We start from the raw sequence: 22,123 nt of genomic DNA on the forward strand, positions 1-22,123 counted from the left end.
TAAGATGTCTACAGCTCTGTTACGTGTTCCTAGGCACATATAATATTTTGCTATTAGATGAGCAATCTAACTTTTTAGATATTCACACTCTGGAAGTTTTAGAACATTTTATGCTCGCTTATAAAGGAACCATCATCTTTGTTACCCATGATCAAACCTTTATGGAACGTATCGTAGAGATGAAATTTGATATTGACCCAGTAAAAAGAATAATAAAACAAGATATGTAATATGTTTTTATGGTAATGTATTAGTAGGGTGTTTTAATCCATATAAATGATTAGAGGATCCTACAACAGCATTGTGTAAAGATTTATTTACAATAGCTATCCATTATTTAATTTATACTGATTTCATTGTAATATGAAGATAAGGTAAATGGTAGCATAGAAGAAATGGGGAATTGATATCATGAATGAACATGTTCTTATTGTAGATGATGAAATGTCTATCGTAACATTACTAAAATTCAATCTCGAGAAAGCTGGATTTACAACAGATGTTGCCTATGACGGACTGGAAGCAATTCGGAAAGCGGATAAGAATACATATGATTTTATTATTCTAGATTTAATGCTTCCAGAAATGGATGGAATTGAAGTCTGTAAGCATTTAAGAAGAAATCATATTGATACACCCGTTTTAATGTTAACTGCTAGAGATGAAGAGTTTGATAAAGTACTAGGGTTAGAAATAGGTGCGGATGATTATTTAACCAAGCCATTTAGTCCAAAGGAAGTAATTGCGAGAATTAAAGCAATCTTAAGACGGACCAATGTAACTGTAACGAGTAATGTGAAAAATATAAAAGTAGGAGAATTAACGATTTTCCCTGAGCGGTATGAAGCAGAGAAGAATAATCAGGTGCTTAGTTTTACACGAAAAGAATTTGAGCTATTACTTTATTTAGCAACACACAAGGATAAAGTGTTATCAAGAGATCAATTATTATCTGCTGTTTGGGATTATGATTTTGTTGGAGATACTCGTATTGTCGATGTTCATGTTAGTCATCTAAGAGAAAAAATTGAACCCAATACGAAAAAGCCGATTTACATTAAAACAATTCGTGGATTGGGTTATAAGATGGAGGATCCAACGTGAGGTTTTTGTCTTTAAAACCAGTATTACGTTACGCGTTAATTATTTTATTCATTGTGGTCTCAACAGGTATTGTATTTAGCTTTTTTATGAGCAATTATATTGTATTATTGTTGGTACTTCTAACAGAATTTATCGTTCTCATGATGATGTTGCATTATGTATTCGATAAATATGTTAAACCAATTCAAAAGGCCACTAATACGTTAGATGAATTAGTAAAAGGTAATTTTCGTGCCAGAATGCATCACCCAGTTTCTGGTAGTATGGCTTCCTTATTGATGCAAATTAATAAACTTGCCAGAAGTCTAAGTGAACTGTCCATCAATGAGAAGATGCAAGCTGAACAATTAACGACTGTAATAGAAAATATTCAAAGTGGATTAATCCTAATTGATGAAAAAGGGTACATTCATTTAGTCAATAGAAATTTCCTAGGTCTATTTGGAAACAAGAAGGAAAGAGATTATATTGGATATTTGTATTATGATGTATTAGATCATGAGAAAATCCATAAAACGATACAACAGACCTTTTTGTATGAAGAAAAGGTGAAGGATTCCCTCATTATAGAAAATGGTCATAAGCAATATTTTGAAATTATTGGTGCACCTATCTTTGATGAGAAGAACATGTTAAAGGGTGCAGTTATTGTATTATATGATATTACCGAATTGAAAAAACTAGAAGCAATGCGTAAAGATTTTGTTGCAAATGTATCACATGAGTTAAAAACACCAATTACTTCTATAAGAGGCTTTGCGGAGACATTACTGGATGATAATAATTTACATGATGTGGATACAGCAAAACAATTTTTAAGTATTATTAATGAAGAAAGTAAACGACTACAGATGTTAATTCAAGACCTATTATCTTTATCGAAGCTAGAAAAGGATGATTCCAAAATAGAATTAGCTACGGTGCACTTCACTGAATTAGTTGATGAAGTAATGCCGGTTATAAATCAACAAGCTGAAAATAATGGCATAACACTTCATGTTGAAAGTGGAGAAAATATTGAATTTAAAGCGGAACATTCTGGTGTGAAGCAGGTTATGATTAACCTCTTAGTAAATGCAATTAGTTACACGCCGAAGGGTGGAGGTGTAACATTATTAGCAGAGGAACTAGAGGAATATATTCATTTGCAGGTAAGCGATACTGGTATTGGAATACCTAAAGAATCACTGCCAAGAATATTTGAACGCTTCTATCGTGTCGATAAAGCTAGAAGTAGAAATACTGGCGGAACTGGACTTGGGTTAGCAATAGTCAAACATATTGTAGAGCTCCATCAAGGAAAAATAGAAGTAGAAAGTGAAGTAAATGTAGGAACGACTTTCCATGTGTACTTTCCGAAGCGATAATGCATATACCCCACATAAATAGATTTGGTCTATTTATGTGGGGTATTTTGTTACGAGGGGAGAATATTGTTTATTCCTACAGAATTGATAAGAATGGCAATGGAAATTATTCGAATGATACCTGATTAAGGTTAATTTCTATATAGAAGTTCGCTTCATCTTCCCATCCTTAGTCGATCTTTCCTCTCTTTAACCAAAACAGACGATTATAATGATAGGATAAAGAAAGCTTGAAGCACTCGTTTTTCATCTCACTTCTGCTCTAATAAAACTCTAATATTTATTCAAATTTTTTACGTGTCCTAGCTTAAATGGTAAAATAGATTAAAAGTGTGATACGGACAAGGAGGAATACCAATGACAAAGAAATTGGTTTTAATAGATGGAAATAGTATTATTTACCGTGCTTTTTTTGCATTACCACTGTTGAATAATGATAAAGGTGTATACACCAATGCAGTATATGGATTTACAACAATGTTACTTCGTATCTTAGAGGAAAAGAAACCAACCCATATGCTTGTTGCGTTTGATGCTGGTAAAACGACCTTTAGACATAGCACGTATAAGGAATATAAGGGGGGGCGTCAGAAGACACCACCAGAGCTTTCTGAACAATTTCCACTAGTGAAGGAATTACTTAATGCATTTCAGATTCGTCATTATGAGCTAAATCAATATGAAGCAGACGATATTATTGGAACAATGGCTAAGCAAGCAAAAGAACAGAACTTTGATGTAGAAGTTATTTCAGGTGACAAGGATATGCTTCAGTTAGTATCCGATAAGGTTACGGTTAATGTTACGAAAAAAGGAATATCTGATGTAGAAGCGTATACACCGCAATATCTATTCGAGAAAATGGAGATAACACCAGAGCAAATTATTGAATTAAAATCACTAATGGGTGATAACTCCGATAATATTCCAGGAGTTCCTGGTGTAGGGGAAAAAACAGCAACCAAACTATTAAAGCAATATAAAACACTGGATAATTTATATGAGCATCTAGATGAGGTTAGTGGGAAGAAATTGAAGGAGAACCTAACAAACCATAAAGAGGATGCTTTCATGAGTAGAGAGCTCGCTACCATTAATTGTGATTCACCAATAGAAGTATCGATTAATGATTTGTCCTACGAAGGTTATCCGAATCAAGAGGTGGCTAATTTATTCAAGGATTTAGGATTCCAGTCCCTATTAAATCGAGTTGGTTCAGAAGATATAGTAGAAGAAACGGAAGAAGAACTGGAAGAACTAAGCTATACGATTGTAAAAGAGATTACTTCGGACATGTTTACCGGTGAAGAGGCGTTAGTAATTGAAATGCTTAGCGATAGTTACCATACAGCACCAATAGAAGGAATTGGCATAATCAATCAGGAAAAGGCTTATTTTATACCAACTAATGTAGCAATAGAGTCAGAGGAATTTAAAAAATGGGCAGAAAATCCAGCTAATCAGAAAGTTGTATTTGATGCCAAACAATCTGTAGTTTCTTTATTAAAGAATGGGATTCATCTAAAGGGAGTTAGATTTGATGTACTGCTTGCATCCTATCTTCTAAATCCTGCTGAAAATAATCATGATATTCCGGCTATTGCGCATAGATGGGGATTCAAGTCTGTTCGATTTGATGAAGAGGTATATGGTAAAGGTGCAAAGATGAAGATTCCAGAGCAAGAGGCGCTCGCAGAACATATTGCACGTAAAACCAATGTGCTAATAAAGCTTGAGGAAAAGATGGAAGAAGAACTACGTGAACATGAGCTTTATTCCTTACTCAAAGAATTGGAGATGCCATTAGCATTAATTTTAGCGGAAATGGAGCATACCGGAGTACTGGTTGATGTTGCAAGATTAGAGGAAATGGGGACAGAATTGAAGCAACGATTAGCGGAGGTAGAACAGGAGATATACGAATTAGCTGGAGAGAAATTCAACATTAATTCTCCAAAACAGCTCGGACCAATCCTCTTCGAAAAACTTGGATTACCTGTTATTAAAAAAACGAAAACCGGCTACTCTACTGCAGCAGACGTGTTAGAGCAGTTAGAGCCTCAACACGAAATTGTTTCAAAAATACTGCTTTATCGCCAATTAGGTAAGCTTCAATCTACGTATATTGAAGGGTTACTAAAGGTAGTCGATAAGAAAACGAGTAAAATCCATACCCGTTATAATCAAGCATTAACACAAACTGGGCGTCTAAGCTCCATTGATCCCAATCTACAAAATATCCCAATCCGTATTGAAGAGGGACGCAAAATTAGACAAGCATTTGTTCCTTCTAAAAGGGATTGGATTATGTTTGCGGCGGATTACTCACAAATTGAATTACGTGTACTAGCCCATATTGCGAAGGATGAAAAATTGATTGCTGCATTTAAAAATGGTGAAGATATTCATACACAGACAGCGATGGAAGTATTCCATGTGGAAAGAGATGACGTAACTTCTAATATGCGCAGACAGGCCAAGGCCGTTAATTTCGGAATTGTCTATGGTATTAGTGATTTCGGGCTTTCTCAGAGTCTAGGAATAACTCGTAAAGAAGCGAAGCAATTCATCGAACGTTATTTGGAAAGCTATCCAGGAGTCAAAGCCTATATGGATGACATTGTACAGGATGCAAAGCATAAAGGCTATGTGACAACATTGATGAATCGTAGAAGATATTTACCTGAGATTACGAGTAGAAACTTTAATTTAAGGAGTTTTGCAGAAAGGACGGCTATGAATACGCCGATCCAAGGTACTGCAGCCGATATTATTAAAAAAGCAATGATTGATTTGCGTGAAAAACTACAAGAAGAAAAGATGCAAGCACGCATGCTACTTCAAGTTCACGATGAATTAATTTTAGAAGCACCAAGAGAAGAACTTGAGAAACTGAAAGAAATTGTTCCAGCTATGATGGAGAATACGGTCGAGTTAAAAGTTCCTTTAAAGGCAGACTATTCTTATGGTGATAGTTGGTATGATGCAAAATAAGGAGAAATTGGAATGCCAGAGTTACCAGAAGTAGAGACAATACGTAACACATTAAAACGATTTGTATTAAATCGTACGATAGAGGATGTAAAGGTTTATTGGGGAAAGATTATCAAGAAACCAGATGATGTGGAACATTTTAAACAGCTTTTAATTGGACAAACCATTCATGACATAAAACGGAAAGGTAAGTTTCTGTTATTTGAATTAGGTGATTATACACTAATTTCCCATTTGAGAATGGAAGGGAAATATAGTGTACACTACAAGGATGAACCCTTGAAAAAGCATACCCATGTCATCTTTTCATTCACTACTGAGGAAGAACTAAGGTATAATGATGTTCGTAAATTTGGAACGATGCATATTGTAAAAAAAGGGGAAGAGTTACTGCAGAAGCCTTTGATTCAGCTCGGTCCTGACCCGTTTGAAAAAGCATTTTCAGCGGAGTATTTTTATAAAAAGCTAAAGGCAACGAACCGTTCTATTAAGTCTGTATTATTGGATCAGACGATTGTAGCAGGGTTAGGTAATATTTATGTGGATGAGACATTATTTAAAGCGAGAATTCATCCGTTAAAAAAAGCAAATAAATTAACAAAAAAAGAAGTACAAGAAATTCGCAAACAAGCCATAAGTACTTTAGAAGAAGCGGTAGCACAAGGTGGGACAACCATTCGTTCCTATGTAAATAGTCAGGGAGAAATGGGGATGTTCCAACAGGAATTATCTGTTTATGGTCAAGAAAATAAGGCATGTCCGACTTGTGATAAACCAATTACCAAAATGAAGGTTGGCGGTCGTGGGACACATGTTTGCTTGAATTGTCAAAAGCTCTAAAGGAGAATTTACTATGTCTATTGTTATTGGATTAACAGGAAGTATCGCTAGTGGAAAGAGTGCGGTTGCTGCTATGTTTAAGGAACTACTAATTCCAGTAATTGATGCAGACCAAATTGCAAGGGATGTAGTAGAACCGGGGGAATCTGCTTTACAAGCTATCGTAAATGAATTTGGTCATGACATCCTACTACCAGATGGTACCCTTGATCGAAAGAAATTAGGAGCCATTATCTTTTCCGATACGGATAAACGTGCTAAATTAAACGCTATTGTACATCCAGCTGTCAGGAAACGAATGCTAGAACAGAAGGAGCATCTTTTGGAGAACGGTGCAAAATGTGTTGTCATGGACATTCCATTATTATTTGAAAGTAAATTAACCCATATGGTGGATAAAACACTAGTTGTCTATGTAGATGAGGATGTTCAACTACAAAGACTTGTGAAACGAGATAATTCCCAGAAAGAAGAGGCATTACAGCGGATTCAGTCACAAATTCCATTAAAGGAAAAGGTAAAGCTGGCTGATGCAGTCATTGATAACAATGGGACGTTAGAACATACATTGGAACAGCTGCAAGATGTTCTGAATCAATGGGGAATACCATTCTAATAAAAACTCAAAGGAGATAAAAATCCTTTGAGTTTTTTTATGTATATGCTTCCATTTTTAATCAAATGTGTTATACTATATTTGGATTTTGAAGTATATAGTATATCATAATCAGGAGGACTAATAATGGGTAAAACTCGAATTGCTATTAGTGGATTAGGAAGAATTGGGAGAATGGTATTTAGGCAAGCCATTACTGATCCAAATTTAGAGGTTGTAGCGGTTAATGCTAGCTATCCTCCAGAAACATTAGCACATTTAATTAAGTATGATAGTGTCCATGGACCGTTTAATGAAGATGTAAAAGCAGTTCAAGATGGACTTGAAGTATACGGAAAACGAATTGAACTGGTTAATTTCAGAGAACCGGATAAATTACCTTGGGCTAAATTAGAGATTGACGTTGTTATTGATGCGACTGGGAAATTCAAGACAAAAAAAGATGCAGGCTTACATTTAGATGCTGGAGCTAAAAAAGTTGTCATTACAGCACCAGGTAAACAGGTAGATAAAACCATTGTAATGGGGGTAAACCATCATGATTATGATGAATATCATGATGATGTGATCTCGAATGCATCATGTACAACAAACTGTTTGGCCCCTGTGGTGAAAGTGTTAGACGAAAACTTTAAGATTAAGAATGGATTAATGACGACCGTTCATGCCTTTACGAATGACCAAAAAAACCTAGATAATCCACATAAGGATCTTCGTCGTGCACGAGGATGTACACAATCCATAATCCCAACTTCAACAGGTGCTGCTAAAGCATTAGGTGAAGTATTACCACATCTTAAAGGGAAATTACATGGTATGGCACTGCGAGTTCCTACTCCGAATGTGTCGTTAGTCGATTTAGTAGTGGATGTAGAAGAACCTGTTACAACCGAAATCGTAAATCAAGTATTCCGCAATGCTGCTACGAATGAATTAGCAGGAATAATTCAATATAGTGATCAACCATTAGTATCGATTGACTATACGACTTCTGATTATTCAGCAATCATTGATGGGTTATCCACCATGGTAATGGAGGATAATAAAATAAAAGTATTAGCATGGTATGACAATGAATGGGGTTATTCCGCACGAGTCATTGACCTTGTTAACTATGTTGGAAGCTTTATAAAAGCGAAAAATGTATCCGTTTCCTAAATCAATATATTTATGATTAGGAGCTAGGCCATGGCCTAGCTCTATTTGTATGATGACATTATCTTCCGCTTTCAAAGAGGACGAGAATAATAGCCGAGTAATGAGTATGTAGAGGGTGTTCTAATATATTTTTACTAGGGTTAATCTATAAAACATGTTAAAATAAATAGAGTTATAGTATATGGAAACAGAAAAACTAGGAGTGAAAAGCATGTCTTTTGGTAAGAAATTATCACGTTTTTTTTATAATCGAGCTGAAACATCAGATAAACATTGGGATAAGGAATTACAAACCCATTATTATAAAACAACTAAAGACAAAGGGCTTGCTGCATTACAAGATTTAGTTAAACGTTCGAATAAATTCGAGATTAATTCTGTTTCTACTGAGCATGGTGAAATTAGCTTTCATATCGCAAAAGGCAAAAAAGCGTTTATTATTGCAACGGTTATTATGGTACGTCCATATCAAACTGCTATTGATTTTACAGTTTCAACGGAGTCAGCATTACCATTTGACTTCGGCTATAGCTCAAAAGTAATCAAGCAATTATATGAGAATTTAAATAAAGAATTACCATTAATAGATAAAAATTAGATTTTACTGTTAGATGAATGGGGTTTATTAAATGAGATGTTCAAATTGCCAGAATAAGAATACAAAAGTACTGGATTCGCGGCCAATTGAGGAAGGACGTTCTATTCGTAGAAGACGTGAATGTGAGAAATGTGGTTATCGTTTTACAACCTTTGAGCGAATTGAGGAAGTGCCACTTATTGTCGTGAAAAAGGATGGTAATAGACAAGAATTTAGTCGTGAAAAACTAGTTCGTGGGTTAATCAGAGCGTGTGAAAAGAGACCCGTTTCCATTGAACAAATAGAATCGATTGCTTTTGATGTGGAAAAAGCATTAAGGAATACTGGTGCATCTGAAATCGATAGTGAAGAAGTAGGCGAAATGGTAATGGAACGACTATCAACTGTTGATGATGTCGCTTATGTACGATTTGCATCGGTATATCGACAATTTAAAGATATAAATGTTTTCCTTGATGAATTAAAAGATTTAATTCAATCGGATAAAAAGAATTCATAAATGATAGTCAAAACTGTAGAAAGAAGGGTTAAGATGAACATAGGAAAAATATTGCCTGTAGATGGTTATACGGTTGATTTACAAGGTAATTTACCTGTCGATTACACGAAGTCATTAACCCATCTTTATCAACCATTATTAGGTATGAAGGCAGTAATGTTATATCAAACACTTTTACATGAGATAGATTTTCAGGAAGAAGTACCGATTCAAACACACCACACCTTAATGAATTATCTAAATATATCACTTGTTGAGATGTATGAGGAACGACTTAAATTAGAAGGTATAGGTTTGTTAAGAACGTTTGAAGAAGTGACAACGGAGCAGACTGTATTTCACTATATACTTCAAAATCCATTCTCACCTTCTGATTTTTTCCGTGATGCTATGCTTTCTCAGCTTTTATATCATCATGTTGGGAAAGATAAATATACACTTTTAAAATCTCGTTTTATTGGAAAGCAAGATCAACCAAGTGGGAGAAATATAACCGCTTCATTCGGTGATGTCTTTGAAACCATCCATTCTGAACTTACCGTCATGCAAAATGTCAATCGAATCCCTGAAAATACAGGACCACAACTTGATTCGGTTGATTTTTCATGGGTGGAACAAATACTGAAATCAAGAATGATCCCTTATAAACGAGTATTAACTACAGAAAATAAGCGCATTATCAACCAAATGATGCATTTATATGGACTAGCAGAATATGAAGTGGAAAAATGTATTTTATGGGCATTAACAGATGAAAATAGATTAGATATTGAGGAATTTAAAGAAGCTTGCCATGATATTTTCAAAACATCTCGCAGGGAAGCGGCTGTTCAATTAGCTGCAAAAGTTCCGGAACAACCACAAGTAGAATCCACTACTCCAAAGCAGCCAATGTCTAAGGAAGAACAACTCATTCAACAATTAGAGACAATATCACCAAAGCAATTACTAGAAGATTTATCAAGTGGTAATTATGCATCAGAGCAGGATCTAAAAGTAATTCGTGAGATTATGACAACTCAGGGATTACCATCTCCGGTAATGAATGTATTAATTCACTATGTTTTGCTCCAAACTAACATGAAGCTCTCGAAAGCATATTTAGAAAAGATCGCAAGCCACTGGTCACGAGCAAATTTGAAAACCGCTAGAGAAGCTATGATGTTTGCGAAAAAAGAAAAAGAACGTTATCGTATGTCCATAGAGAAAAAGCAACAAAACTATACCAATTATAAGAAGCAAGGATCTAAGACTGAGGTCGTACCAGATTGGTTTAAAGAACGGAAGAAAAAAACGACAGAATCAAATACAGAGACAACCGTTGATTTAGAACGGGAACGGGAGGAAATAGCCTCCTTACTACAACAATACTCGAACAGTTCGAAAAAATAATCAGTACCAAGGATGATTGACACATGAAACCAGTACAATCAACATTAAAAAAATGGATGGATAGAAATGATAACTTCCAGGAGAATTATAATAGGATAAAAAATGAAGTATTAAGTGATCCGGAAATAAAGGATTTTCTATCGTTATACCCAGAATTACCACAACGTGACATAGAGAAGAATCTTATCAAGTTATATGAATATAAATCACAATCTAAACAATGTGAACATTGTGCTTCTCTAGGCGGTTGTAAAAATATGATCAAAGGCTATTCACCTATTCTTCGAGTAGAGGATAATGAAATACATTTATCCTATGAGAAGTGTCATAGCCGTATTGTCTATGAAAAAGAACAAGAGCAAAAGAATTTGATTCAGAGCTTATACATGCCAAAGGAAATTTTAGAGGCAACGATTGATGGTATTGATGATGATCCACATCGCAGTAAAGCGATTCGTGAAATTATCACATTTATCGGCCAAGTGAAAAACGGACTACCCCAAAAAGGCTTATACCTTTACGGGCCTTTTGGTGTAGGAAAAACGTATTTCCTAGGAGCTATCGCTAATGAATTGAAGAAATATAATATTTCTTCCATGCTCATTTATATGCCAGAATTTGTCCGAGAGATTAAATCTTCTATTAAAGATGATTCCATCAATGAAAAAATAGACTACTTTAAAAAAGCAGATGTGCTAATGCTAGATGATATTGGAGCAGAGACTCAATCCGCATGGTTCCGAGATGAAGTACTAGGTACCATTTTGCAATATCGAATGATGGAAAGATTACCAGTCTTTTTTACCTCTAATTATAGTATGGATCAACTAGAGGAGCATCTAGCCAAAACAAACCGTGGCGATATAGAAGCTGTAAAAGCAGGCAGAATTATGGAAAGGATTAAACAAGTAAGTAAAGAGGTACCGATCTTTGCAAGTAATAGAAGGGAACAATAGAGAAACTCGGAAATAAAAGAACTGTAAAACCGAATGATACATGATACTAGCTCAGGAGCCGGTATATGTTATTCATTCGGTTTTTTACTTATATTCGTACTGAATGATAGTGGAAAAGAAGACATAAAAGCCTGATCACCCAATTTAAAACATATTGTAACCTATGCATTTACTAAATTTTACTAGTTTTGATGGATTTATCATTTTTTAAAAAGTATGTCCATATAATGTAACAGTTTGGTTTTGGATGAGGGTGATGAGGTTATATGGACGTTTATTTTTCTTCGACTAAAGAAGTAATCAGTTTTTGTGAGCAATTATTTCATTATAACAAGAAAATTGAATTACATTGGAAAACACATGAGGATTGGGGGAATCATTTAAAAATTGACTATCAGCTTACAGAAAATGAACTAGTTGATTCCATTGCTAAATCAATGGTAGATGTGTTAGTTGATCATCGATTATCGAATATGATTCGGGAAATCATCGAGGAATACTATTATTATACAAGTGATGATGAAATTGAGAAAATTATGGACTTAGCACATTGGTTATTTTCGGGTGAAGATGATGAAAGTGTACAAGTACGGAAACAAAAGGATGATCCACTACAACTTCTCTATTCTTTAATTGTAGCGGATGTAAAAAGCTCAACAACCGTACATTTTGATTCCGTTGTGAAGTTTAGATTAAAAGTGTTTAAGGACCATATGGTTCATCTTGTCGGACTTGCGATTGACGAATACAAGCGAGAGGAAGATCACCAGGAATTTGTCAATATGCTTAGAGAATATATTGCCAAAAAGGAACCAATTTATAATGTAGTGCATATCGTACAAGGGAATACTTTTTCCTTCTTTAAGTCAGATGGCAAAAGATTTTCTAGAATGGAGTTAAAAATGCTAATGCAGAGGGAGCCACTCTATATCGTAGGCTTAGATGAGGAAGAATTGAATCTAGCCCCGTTAGTTGCCATGGCTCCGAAGAAAATAAAAATCTATGGTGACCATCCGTCTGAGCCAAAGACATTGACGGTAATCAATGTCTTTGAGGAGAGAGTAGATTTTGAACCATATCATAAATTTCCTTTTCATTTTTATTTAAAAAATCAATAACAGGACTTGATTATCCTATTAACTAGCGCTATAATGTGGATTATATTTAATATATTCATCTGTAAGGATAAGGACATGGTCATTTGATCCTGTTATGTGTAGAGAGGGAAGCCTTGTGGTGAAAGCTTCCTCATACAGCCAAATGATTACCACCTTTGAACTCTATTATCGAACCATTACGTAGTAGATAGTAGCGTATATCTGCGTTAAAGATTGAAGCCGTATTCGTTATATTTTAACTATACGGGAATTAGGGTGGAACCACGTGACCAACGCTCGTCCCTTTGCAATGTATGCAGAGGGGTGGGCGTTTTTTATATGCAACTTACATTTTCTATTTAGTTGAGATCACCGCCAGAATACCCGTTACATTTTATAGAGGTTGGGACAAAAACTATAACAAAGGTAATAAAAAGCGAACAATCAACACATTAGCCCCGGAAATATACGGAGACTCCTGTGGGAGGAAAGGGCACGGTTGAGACCCCCGGGGAGCGTTAGCTCTGAGGAGGCTCACCAGCCGCCCACGAGCCGCAAGTATATTTCCGGGGCGGGGTCCTTGCTCATCATTCGGTTTTTGCTTTAAGGTAATTTTTTGTCCCAGCCACTCCTCTAGGATTTCAACTTAATTGTAGTGGTTGTGTTTTGGCTATGTAGAGCATGCACATGGTAATATTTGCTTCGCTCTAGTTACAAGTTTAAAAAAGATAAGGAGTGTTATTCATGTCAGAAATTACTATCGTTTTCCCTGATGGAGCAGAAAAAGCGTTCCCTCAAGGAACTACTGGGGAAGATATTGCAGCATCTATTTCACCTGGATTAAGAAAGCAAGCATTGGCCATCAAATTGGATGGAAAGCTTTATGACTTAAAGCGTGAATTGAATGAAGGTGGAGCTATCGAAATTATTACGTATAAAAATCAAGAGGGAGTTGAAATTGCTCGTCATTCAACTGCTCATTTAATGGCTCAAGCAATTAAACGTCTATATAAAGATGTGAAGTTTGGCGTTGGTCCAGTCATTGAAGAAGGTTTTTATTACGACTTCGATATGGAAGAAAAGATAACTCCGGAAGATCTTGTAAAGATTGAAAAAGAAATGAAGCGTATTGTCGATGAAAATCTTCCAATTGAACGTGTAGAAGTTTCACGTGAAGAAGCGAAGAGAATGTTTGAAGATATTGGGGATGATCTAAAGCTAGAATTAATTGATGCTATTCCTGCTGATGAGCAAGTAACAATCTATAAGCAAGGTGAATTTTTCGACCTATGCCGTGGTATTCACGTACCATCCACTAGCAAGCTAAAAGCATTTAAGCTACTTAGCATTTCCGGTGCATACTGGAGAGGGGATAGTAATAATAAACAGCTTCAACGTATATATGGAACAGCATTTGAAAAGCCTGCTCAAGTAGAAGAATACCTACAAATTCTAGAAGAACGTAAAGAACGTGACCATCGTAAACTAGGTAAAGAGCTAGGGATCTTTACAGTTAATCAAAAAATCGGTCAAGGGCTACCACTTTGGTTACCAAAGGGTGCAACTATCCGTCGACAAATTGAGCGATATATCGTCGATTTAGAGGAACGTTTAGGGTACAATCACGTGTATACACCAGTACTGGCTAATGTAGACTTGTATAAAACAAGTGGACACTGGGATCATTACCAGGAAGACATGTTCCCTGTTATGCAAATGGATAATGAAGAATTAGTGCTTCGTCCGATGAACTGCCCACACCATATGATGATTTTCAAAAATCAACTATGGAGCTATCGTAACCTTCCAGTTCGTATTGCAGAACTTGGAACCATGCACCGCTATGAAATGTCTGGTGCTTTAGCAGGATTGCAGCGGGTACGTGCTATGACATTAAATGATGCTCATATTTTTGCACGTCCTGATCAATTGAAGGAAGAATTCATCCGAGTGGTTGAATTAATTCAACATGTGTATAAAGACTTTGGAATTGAAGATTATTACTTCCGTCTTTCTTATCGTGATCCAGAAGATAAAGAAAAATATATTGATAATGATGAGATGTGGGAAAGAACACAAAGCACGCTAAAAGAAACAATGGAAGATATGAAGCTTGATTATGTGGAAGCTGAAGGTGAAGCAGCATTTTATGGTCCAAAGCTAGACGTACAAGTAAAAACAGCACTTGGTAAGGATGAGACATTATCCACAGTACAAATTGATGTATTATTACCGGAGCGCTTTGAGCTTTCTTATATTGGAGAAGATGGTAAGGAACATCGTCCAGTGGTTATTCACCGTGGTGTAGTATCCACTATGGAACGCTTTGTTGCATTCCTATTAGAAGAATATAAAGGAGCTTTCCCAACCTGGTTAGCACCTGTTCAAGTAAAAGTAATTCCAGTATCTCCACAAGTACATCTTGACTATGCGAAGAAAGTTGCAGAGAAATTACAATATCAAGGTGTACGTGTAGAAGTGGATGAACGTGACGAGAAGATTGGCTACAAGATTCGTGAAGCCCAAACAGAGAAGATTCCATTTGCACTTGTTGTTGGGGATAAAGAAGTGGAAGAAGATGCAGTTAATGTTAGAAGATATGGAGAGCAACAATCAGAAACCATTTCATATGATAATTTTGAACAACTAATCAAAGAGGAAATTGAAAAGAAAGTGCTACGTAAGAAGAAATAACAGGAGAATTGTCTCAAATGAATTAAAATATTTTCATATATGAAGTCAGGTGAATCGTGCAGTAGATTGGGTATTGCATGATTCACCTGACGTATTCTCACGATTATTCGATAACTTGTAGGTACGAGACTTCCATTTTTCGGATAAGTAGTGTATACTAGATTATGAAATAAGGGTTGACATTTTATTCAGTTACGTGTTAATCTTTAAAAGTTGAATAAAATTAAATGATCTTGATGACAAGTAGAAGCACCCGCTTCTCACCTGCTCGACGCGTAAGTAGTTGACTGGTTTACATCTTTTATGAACGATTAAAAGACATGTGGGTGCATTCGTGTGCCCACATTTTTGTTTGATTAGAGCTTGTCAGGTAATGGATCAGACCCGATTATAATTTGGAGGTGGCTGGCTATTAGCAAAGATATGAACGTTAATGAAAAAATTCGTGCGAAAGAAGTACGATTAATTGATTCAAACGGTGATCAACTTGGAGTGAAATCACGTCAAGAAGCATTGGAACTTGCCCAAAAAGCTAATTTAGATTTAGTTTTAGTGGCACCTAATGCAAAACCACCCGTTGCAAGAATCATGAACTATGGGAAATTCCGTTATGAGCAACAAAAGAAAGAAAAAGAGGCTCGTAAAAATCAAAAAATTATTAACGTTAAAGAGGTACGCTTTACACCGGGAATCGGCGAACATGATTTTAATACGAAATTAAAAAATGCTCGTAAATTCTTAGAAAAAGGTGATAAAGTAAAAGCTGCTGTTCGTTTCCGCGGACGCGCAATTACTCACAAGGAGCTAGGTCAAGAGGTATTAGATCGCTTTGCAGAAGCGGTGAAGGATATCGCAACAGTGGAATCTAAGCCTAAAATGGAAGGCCGTAATATGTTCATGATGCTTGCTCCAAACAATGAAAAATAATAAGCATTTAAGCATTCGAGGAGGAAATCAACATGCCAAAAATGAAAACCCACAAAGGGTCTGCTAAACGTTTCAAAAAAACTGGTTCTGGAAAAGTTAAAAGATCACATGCATACACAAGCCATATGTTTGCACACAAATCTCAAAAACAAAAACGTAAGTTACGTAAAGGTGCACTAGTTTCTTCTGGTGACTTCAAGCGTATCAAAGCAATGCTTCCTAAATAAGGAGTATTTATACAGTATCAAGCAATCATTAAACTAAACTAAATGGACATACAATGTATCGTATTAGGAGGGAATTACTATGCCACGTGTTAAAGGTGGAACAGTTACGCGCGCACGTCGTAAACGCGTACTTAAATTAGCTAAAGGTTACTACGGTTCTAAGAGAACTCTATTTAAAACTGCAAAACAACAAGTAATGAAATCAGGTCAATATGCTTACCGTGACCGTAAAAATAAAAAGCGTGAATTCCGTAAGCTTTGGATCGCACGTATCAATGCAGCAGCACGTATGAATGATCTTTCTTATAACAAATTAATGCATGGTTTAAAACTAGCAGGTATTGAAATCAACCGTAAAATGTTGTCTGAACTTGCTATCAATGATGAGCAAGCATTCGCTCAACTAGCTGAAAAAGCTAAAACTGCATTAAACAACTAAGATGAGGTGATGAGGGGGATTCCCCCTCTTACCTCATTTTTTTATGGGTATATAATGGGATGTTATGTGCAGTATTTTGGATAAAAGAATTCTCACCTTATGAAAGGAGAATGACTGAATGGAAATAGTATTTTACATAGGGTTTGCTAATCTTCTTGGCTTTGCATTAATGGGAATGGATAAGAAAAAGGCAAGAAACCGTGAATATCGAATTCCTGAACGAACCCTTTGGGGAGTAGCAATTTTAGGTGGAGCAATAGGAGCTTATATTGGAATGAATACTTTCCGTCACAAAACCAAGCATAATTCCTTTCGTATCGGGATGCCTTTATTAATTTTAGTTCATGTTGGACTAATTAGTTATTTTTTCATGTCATAATAGCTCGTCTCTTGTCATATACATGTACCATTAGTGAGGTAAGGATGTCTTTCTGATCTCTTATAGAAGGAGGCTGCTTATGGAATTATTTGGACAATATATGATGGCTATTGTACAAACAGGTGGATTATTTGCTCCATTTTTATTTATTATCGTGCATTTAATCCGTCCTATGTTTTTTCTACCGGTAGTGTTTATTTGTGTCTCAGGTGGAATACTGTTTGGCGTCTTTGCTGGTACGATATATTCGATTATCGGTATTACCTTATCTAGTATGCTATTCTATATTCTTATTCAATGGATGCCCAAAATGTCGGAGCGACTACTGCGAATGAAGAAAAGGCTAATCGGTAAGCACACGGAATTAACCGTTTCACAAATTTCCTTATTACGTCTTATTCCATTTATTCACTTTCATTTATTGTCGTTATGCTTGCTTGAAATAACATCTGGTTTTAAAGATTATATGAAAGCTTCTATGATTACGAACATACCACTTGCATTAGTATATACTTCCATCGGTGGTTGGTTATCTAATTTATCCCCTTTGCATATCCTCCTATCCTTAGCGGCATTGCTCCTCTTGATTTATGCACTAAGAAGAAAAGAAATCGTCATAAAATGGGAAGATTTCTTTCAAACGAGTACACAACATTAAAAGGCTAAAGGGGAGTCACCAATCCCCTTTAGCCTTTTTAAAATTAAAAAATATAAAATCAAATCGGTCAAGCTCCGTTCGCTGTCTTTCCAATATCTCTTATGACTATTTTTATTTTGAAACTAACAACTTATTAATCGGATGCTTCCAGCTAATTTTTGCATGTGGGTAGCGGATTAGTAATTCTTTTTCAAGGAAATAAATATCATCCCGTGATAAGCCCTGTAATTCAAGTGGGTTGGTTACGGTTACATGAATATCTACAATCTCAAAGGATTCTTCCGTTGCACCTACATACTTTTCCCCCTCAAATTGACAGCCCTTATACACAAACCGAATATTCTTCTTACTATTGTGCTGCTCATCTAAGAAATAAAATCCTTTTGTTTCTTTTGCATTCTTTAATAGCCTATCTGGATTGCGAAAGTATTGTATAATGGAGTAGATAAGCAATATGACAGCCGCTATAATAAGAATGCGAAACAGATATACAATCATGACCATCGTCTCCTCGGGTTTGGTTATTATATTGCTATACGTAATGGAAGTAAACAAGGTTTCAATATTTATGTGAAAAAGATGTTACAAAATACAAAGGAGAATGAAAATGAACTGGGATATACTATTTAATATGCAAAAACAATTGGATTCGTATATTGAAGAAAATCATAATTTACAGGATAGAGACTTATTTCAAGACAAGTATCTTGCTTTATTAGTGGAATTAGGCGAACTTGCTAATGAAACGAGATGCTTTAAATTTTGGAGTAATAAATCACGAAGCTCTCTTGATGTAATTCTTGAGGAATATGTAGATGGAATCCATTTTATATTATCATTAGGTATTGTTAAGGGTCACACGTTTACATTAGTTAACTTGGGAAGCACGGAACTTACGGAAACGGAATTGTTTAATAAAGTATTTGAACATTGTGTTGTGTTTAAAAATAATCCTAATCAGGAAAACTATACTCGTTTGTTTGAAAGTTATTTAGTTTTAGGACGAAAACTCGGATTTAAAGAAGAAGATGTTTATCAAGCTTATATAAAGAAAAATGAAGTGAATTATCAACGTCAAAATAGTGGCTATTAATATCCAAATTTTACATTTCACGTTATACTAAAAAGTAAATAATATTGGAGGTATACATATGGCTAATTTAGATGAAACATTATCTATGCTAAAAGATTTAACAGAAGCTAAAGGGATCTCTGGTAATGAAAAAGAAGCAAGGGATGTTATGGAAAAATACATTACCCCTTATGCAGATGAGGTTTTCACCGATAATATTGGTAGCTTAATTGCCAAAAAGATCGGAGATGAAAAAGGGCCAAAGATTATGGTTGCTGGTCACTTAGATGAAATTGGCTTTATGGTCACTAGAATCGATGATAAAGGATTTGTATATTTTCAAACAATTGGCGGTTGGTGGAGTCAGGTTATGTTGTCTCAACGTGTTACGATTGTAACCTCAAAAGGCGATGTGACCGGTGTAATTGGTTCCAAACCTCCACATATCCTCTCTGCAGCAGAGCGGAAGAAGCCTGTTGAAATTAAAGATATGTTCATTGATATTGGTGCAACTAGTAAGGCAGAGGCAGCAGAGTTTGGCGTGAAACCTGGTGATTCAGTAGTTCCTTATTTTGAATTCACACCAATGAAAAATGAAAAGCTATTATTAGCAAAAGCGTGGGATAACCGAATTGGTTGTGCGATTGCTATTGAAGTATTAAAGCAATTACAAGATGAAGACCATCCTAATGTTGTTTATGGAGTAGGTACTGTACAAGAAGAGGTTGGTTTACGTGGTGCGAAAACGGCTGCACATGCTATTCAACCAGACATTGGTTTCGGTGTTGATGTTGGCATAGCGGGGGATACTCCTGGTATTAAAGAACAGGATGCAGATAGTAAAATCGGAGATGGACCACAGCTTGTACTGTATGATGCATCCATGATTTCTCATAAAGGTGTTCGGGACTTAGTTGTACAGACTGCGGAAGAGAATAATATACCGTTCCAGTATGCTTCTATTGCTGGTGGTGGAACGGATTCTGGTTCAATTCACTTAACGGCTAATGGTGTACCATCCTTGTCCATCACAATCGCAACTCGTTACATTCATTCTCATGCAGCTATTCTACACCGTGATGATTTTGAGAATGCGGTTAAGCTAATAGTTGCGGTAATTAAAAAACTTGATCGTGAAACAGTTAAGGAAATTTTCCTAGCTTAACTAAGTAGTCGCATAGTAGAAACTGTTCTACTATGCGATTATTTGTATTACCTATTTCCGAGTTGAATTAGTAATGATGTATAATAGAGGTAGACGATAAGAAAGTTGAGTTAGAGGGAGAAATGTATTTTGCAATCATGTGAGAAATGCCATACGAGATTTAAATGGAGTGAAATCTACAACTCTAATTGGATGTTAGGGGATAAAAATGGAACCATCACTTGTAGGGAATGTGGAACAAAACATCATATAAAAGAAAATTCCAAGCTACTAAGGATGTTAATTATTATTCCGTTAGTTATGATTTGTTATAAATTTACGGAACAATTAACGGATAAATCCTTTCTTTTTTATGCATTATTTATTTTTATTACTATCTGCATGTATATGATAGTAGCTACTGTTTTTCCACTTTTCTTGAAATTCCAACCCGAGAAAACGATACGAAAATAACAAGGTAGCTTGCTATGGAGGGGTTCTATGATTCAAGGCAAAGAAACACTTGAAGAAAGAAATGAGCGAATCAGACAAGAGGAAATGAAGACAAGCTCTACTGCTAATCTAAATGACTCCTTAACTAGAGGTTCAAATGGAAATCTTGTTGATCTAATAAGTGGCCTTGGCTGGAAAGGTATTGGTATTCTATTACTAGTCTTGTGTATAGGATTTATAATCTATACGGTGATTTTTCGTTAAGCTGTAAAAGTAGCAATTCGGTAATGAAGCATTTTCCATTAAGGAGAATGCTTTTTTTGTGCTAAAGCCATAAAAAAGGATTAGTGATAAACAATATATTTTTATTGTAATACGATAAATATTATTCTAATATGAACATAAGGAGAGGTTTGATATCGGGAAAAGATTCATAAAAACCTAAGTTTCAAACCTAGACCCTATTCAAGAATGGAGGAGAGGTTTTAATTTGAGTATATCGATTGAGCTGAAGAAAATGATAAATGGAAGAATGGTTAGAGCAACCAAACAACTCGTTCATTTTGGCTGGGCGCAAGCTTTATCTTGTTTATTTCCAGTGGTAATATTTGCTTCGTTAGCAATTACACAAATGATTGATCTACCATTAATGGCAAGGTATGACTGGCTATTCATAATTTGTCTTCTCATGCAAGGCTTGATGATATGGTTTGGTCTTGAAACAAAAGATGAACTGAAAGTAATCACGTTATTCCACTTGATTGGACTTATTCTGGAGATTTTCAAGGTTCAAATGGGTTCTTGGTCTTATCCGGAGGAAGGGTTATTTAAACTATTTGGCGTTCCTTTATTTAGCGGATTTATGTATGCAAGCGTAGCGAGTTATCTTTGTCAGGCGTGGCGCAGATTAAAGATAGTACTTGTTCAGTGGCCCCCATTTATAGCTGTTGTTCCACTTGCAGTCGGAATCTATTTGAATTTCTTTACTCATCATTTTTGGATGGATGTACGCTGGATCATATCCGTTCTTGTAATAGTAGTATTTTGGCGGTCTTGGGTTACATACGAAGTGAATGGAACACAATATCGAATGCCGATTGCCTTATCATTTGTACTAATTGGATTTTTCATTTGGGTCGCAGAAAATATTGCTACATTTTTTGGTGCTTGGGAATATCCAAACCAGGTGGATGCGTGGAGTCTCGTTCATCTTGGAAAGGTGAGTTCATGGTTATTGTTAGTGATTGTAAGTTTTCTTATAGTAGCAACATTAAAGTTAGTAAAGGGAAAGCATTAGTATACTAGGAGTCTCCATAAAATAAAACGAATATAATTATAACTTTAATGATAATAGTAGATGGTAAATAAAATATAGAGATCAATTTAAACCAGGTGCTTATCAAGAAGTAATGGTATACGATATTCTTAAACAAAACTGCTATAACATAATACCTAGAATTACTATGTATAAAGACCAATTCTTTTGTGGACATGGGGAAAGAATGAATT

General features: G+C 35.5%; 24 protein-coding genes and 2 other annotated features. Of the genes, 23 read left to right on the top strand and 1 reads right to left on the bottom strand.

Annotation, left to right across the window (positions count from 1 at the left end; translation table 11 throughout):
- Positions 1 to 23: 23 nt before the first annotated feature.
- The 18 genes from ACSKT4_RS08135 (at position 24) to ACSKT4_RS08220 (ending at position 17,945) form a co-directional block, all read left to right on the top strand.
- Positions 24 to 230 carry a P-loop NTPase family protein gene (locus ACSKT4_RS08135; RefSeq protein ID WP_186870197.1) on the top strand — a complete coding sequence of 69 codons (207 nt, stop codon included), beginning with the start codon at positions 24 to 26 and terminating at the stop codon, positions 228 to 230.
- Positions 231 to 411: 181 nt separating this feature from the next.
- The gene (locus tag ACSKT4_RS08140) at positions 412 to 1,104 is read left to right on the top strand and encodes a response regulator transcription factor (RefSeq protein ID WP_186870198.1); all 693 of its coding nucleotides are present in this window, start codon (positions 412 to 414) and stop codon (positions 1,102 to 1,104) included.
- Entirely contained in the window at positions 1,101 to 2,471 is a 1,371-nt protein-coding gene (gene pnpS / locus ACSKT4_RS08145; protein WP_186870199.1) for a two-component system histidine kinase PnpS, read from the top strand. Before ACSKT4_RS08140 ends, pnpS begins: the two co-directional genes overlap by 4 nt.
- A 357-nt stretch (positions 2,472 to 2,828) precedes the next feature.
- The gene (polA, locus tag ACSKT4_RS08150; protein WP_186870200.1) at positions 2,829 to 5,465 is read left to right on the top strand and encodes a DNA polymerase I; all 2,637 of its coding nucleotides are present in this window, start codon (positions 2,829 to 2,831) and stop codon (positions 5,463 to 5,465) included.
- Positions 5,466 to 5,477: 12 nt separating this feature from the next.
- The gene (gene mutM / locus ACSKT4_RS08155; protein ID WP_186870201.1) at positions 5,478 to 6,305 is read left to right on the top strand and encodes a DNA-formamidopyrimidine glycosylase; all 828 of its coding nucleotides are present in this window, start codon (positions 5,478 to 5,480) and stop codon (positions 6,303 to 6,305) included.
- Positions 6,306 to 6,318: 13 nt separating this feature from the next.
- Complete coding sequence (gene coaE / locus ACSKT4_RS08160; RefSeq protein ID WP_186870202.1) at positions 6,319 to 6,921, top strand: dephospho-CoA kinase; 603 nt, start codon at positions 6,319 to 6,321, stop codon at positions 6,919 to 6,921.
- Between the two features lie 126 nt (positions 6,922 to 7,047).
- A complete protein-coding gene (locus ACSKT4_RS08165; RefSeq protein ID WP_186870203.1) occupies positions 7,048 to 8,079 on the top strand; it encodes a glyceraldehyde-3-phosphate dehydrogenase in 1,032 nt (343 codons plus the stop codon).
- 211 nt (positions 8,080 to 8,290) lie between these two features.
- Complete coding sequence (locus tag ACSKT4_RS08170) at positions 8,291 to 8,677, top strand: cytosolic protein (RefSeq protein ID WP_186870204.1); 387 nt, start codon at positions 8,291 to 8,293, stop codon at positions 8,675 to 8,677.
- A 31-nt stretch (positions 8,678 to 8,708) separates the two neighbouring features.
- On the top strand, positions 8,709 to 9,176 hold the full coding sequence (nrdR, locus tag ACSKT4_RS08175; RefSeq protein ID WP_186870205.1) for a transcriptional regulator NrdR: 468 nt from the start codon (positions 8,709 to 8,711) through the stop codon (positions 9,174 to 9,176).
- A gap of 33 nt (positions 9,177 to 9,209) precedes the next feature.
- On the top strand, positions 9,210 to 10,568 hold the full coding sequence (locus tag ACSKT4_RS08180) for a replication initiation and membrane attachment family protein (RefSeq protein WP_186870206.1): 1,359 nt from the start codon (positions 9,210 to 9,212) through the stop codon (positions 10,566 to 10,568).
- A gap of 23 nt (positions 10,569 to 10,591) precedes the next feature.
- A complete protein-coding gene (dnaI, locus tag ACSKT4_RS08185; protein ID WP_186870207.1) occupies positions 10,592 to 11,524 on the top strand; it encodes a primosomal protein DnaI in 933 nt (310 codons plus the stop codon).
- A gap of 266 nt (positions 11,525 to 11,790) precedes the next feature.
- Positions 11,791 to 12,642, top strand: coding sequence for a putative sporulation protein YtxC (gene ytxC, locus ACSKT4_RS08190; RefSeq protein ID WP_186870208.1), 852 nt, complete (start codon positions 11,791 to 11,793; stop codon positions 12,640 to 12,642).
- Positions 12,643 to 12,697: 55 nt separating this feature from the next.
- Positions 12,698 to 12,929 (top strand) — a binding site (T-box leader).
- Between the two features lie 436 nt (positions 12,930 to 13,365).
- Positions 13,366 to 15,315: a threonine--tRNA ligase gene (gene thrS / locus ACSKT4_RS08195; protein WP_186870209.1), complete on the top strand. Its 1,950-nt coding sequence runs from the start codon at positions 13,366 to 13,368 to the stop codon at positions 15,313 to 15,315.
- 235 nt (positions 15,316 to 15,550) lie between these two features.
- Positions 15,551 to 15,673, top strand: a sequence feature (ribosomal protein L20 leader region).
- A gap of 65 nt (positions 15,674 to 15,738) precedes the next feature.
- Positions 15,739 to 16,242, top strand: coding sequence for a translation initiation factor IF-3 (infC, locus tag ACSKT4_RS08200; protein WP_186870210.1), 504 nt, complete (start codon positions 15,739 to 15,741; stop codon positions 16,240 to 16,242).
- A 32-nt stretch (positions 16,243 to 16,274) separates the two neighbouring features.
- Entirely contained in the window at positions 16,275 to 16,469 is a 195-nt protein-coding gene (rpmI, locus tag ACSKT4_RS08205; protein ID WP_186870211.1) for a 50S ribosomal protein L35, read from the top strand.
- Between the two features lie 79 nt (positions 16,470 to 16,548).
- Positions 16,549 to 16,908: a 50S ribosomal protein L20 gene (gene rplT / locus ACSKT4_RS08210; protein WP_186870212.1), complete on the top strand. Its 360-nt coding sequence runs from the start codon at positions 16,549 to 16,551 to the stop codon at positions 16,906 to 16,908.
- Positions 16,909 to 17,026: 118 nt separating this feature from the next.
- Complete coding sequence (locus tag ACSKT4_RS08215) at positions 17,027 to 17,287, top strand: DUF1294 domain-containing protein (protein ID WP_186870213.1); 261 nt, start codon at positions 17,027 to 17,029, stop codon at positions 17,285 to 17,287.
- Between the two features lie 79 nt (positions 17,288 to 17,366).
- Entirely contained in the window at positions 17,367 to 17,945 is a 579-nt protein-coding gene (locus ACSKT4_RS08220) for a TVP38/TMEM64 family protein (protein ID WP_186870214.1), read from the top strand.
- Positions 17,946 to 18,056: 111 nt separating this feature from the next.
- Here ACSKT4_RS08220 and ACSKT4_RS08225 read toward each other — a convergent pair whose 3' ends face one another.
- Positions 18,057 to 18,443, bottom strand: coding sequence for a sigma-w pathway protein ysdB (locus ACSKT4_RS08225; protein WP_186870215.1), 387 nt, complete (start codon positions 18,441 to 18,443; stop codon positions 18,057 to 18,059).
- A gap of 109 nt (positions 18,444 to 18,552) precedes the next feature.
- Here ACSKT4_RS08225 and ACSKT4_RS08230 point away from each other — a divergent pair, with 109 nt between their 5' ends.
- The 5 genes from ACSKT4_RS08230 (at position 18,553) to ACSKT4_RS08250 (ending at position 21,911) form a co-directional block, all read left to right on the top strand.
- Positions 18,553 to 19,038: a dUTP diphosphatase gene (locus ACSKT4_RS08230; RefSeq protein WP_186870216.1), complete on the top strand. Its 486-nt coding sequence runs from the start codon at positions 18,553 to 18,555 to the stop codon at positions 19,036 to 19,038.
- Positions 19,039 to 19,096: 58 nt separating this feature from the next.
- Complete coding sequence (locus ACSKT4_RS08235; RefSeq protein ID WP_186870217.1) at positions 19,097 to 20,182, top strand: M42 family metallopeptidase; 1,086 nt, start codon at positions 19,097 to 19,099, stop codon at positions 20,180 to 20,182.
- 129 nt (positions 20,183 to 20,311) lie between these two features.
- Positions 20,312 to 20,635: a TIGR04104 family putative zinc finger protein gene (locus ACSKT4_RS08240; protein WP_186870218.1), complete on the top strand. Its 324-nt coding sequence runs from the start codon at positions 20,312 to 20,314 to the stop codon at positions 20,633 to 20,635.
- A gap of 27 nt (positions 20,636 to 20,662) precedes the next feature.
- Positions 20,663 to 20,878, top strand: a complete 216-nt coding sequence (locus ACSKT4_RS08245) for a DUF6366 family protein (protein WP_186870219.1) — start codon at positions 20,663 to 20,665, stop codon at positions 20,876 to 20,878.
- A gap of 268 nt (positions 20,879 to 21,146) precedes the next feature.
- Entirely contained in the window at positions 21,147 to 21,911 is a 765-nt protein-coding gene (locus ACSKT4_RS08250) for a DUF817 domain-containing protein (protein WP_186870337.1), read from the top strand.
- The last annotated feature ends 212 nt before the right edge of the window (positions 21,912 to 22,123 follow it).

The sequence above is a fragment of the Ornithinibacillus liuyingii genome (assembly GCF_055550225.1).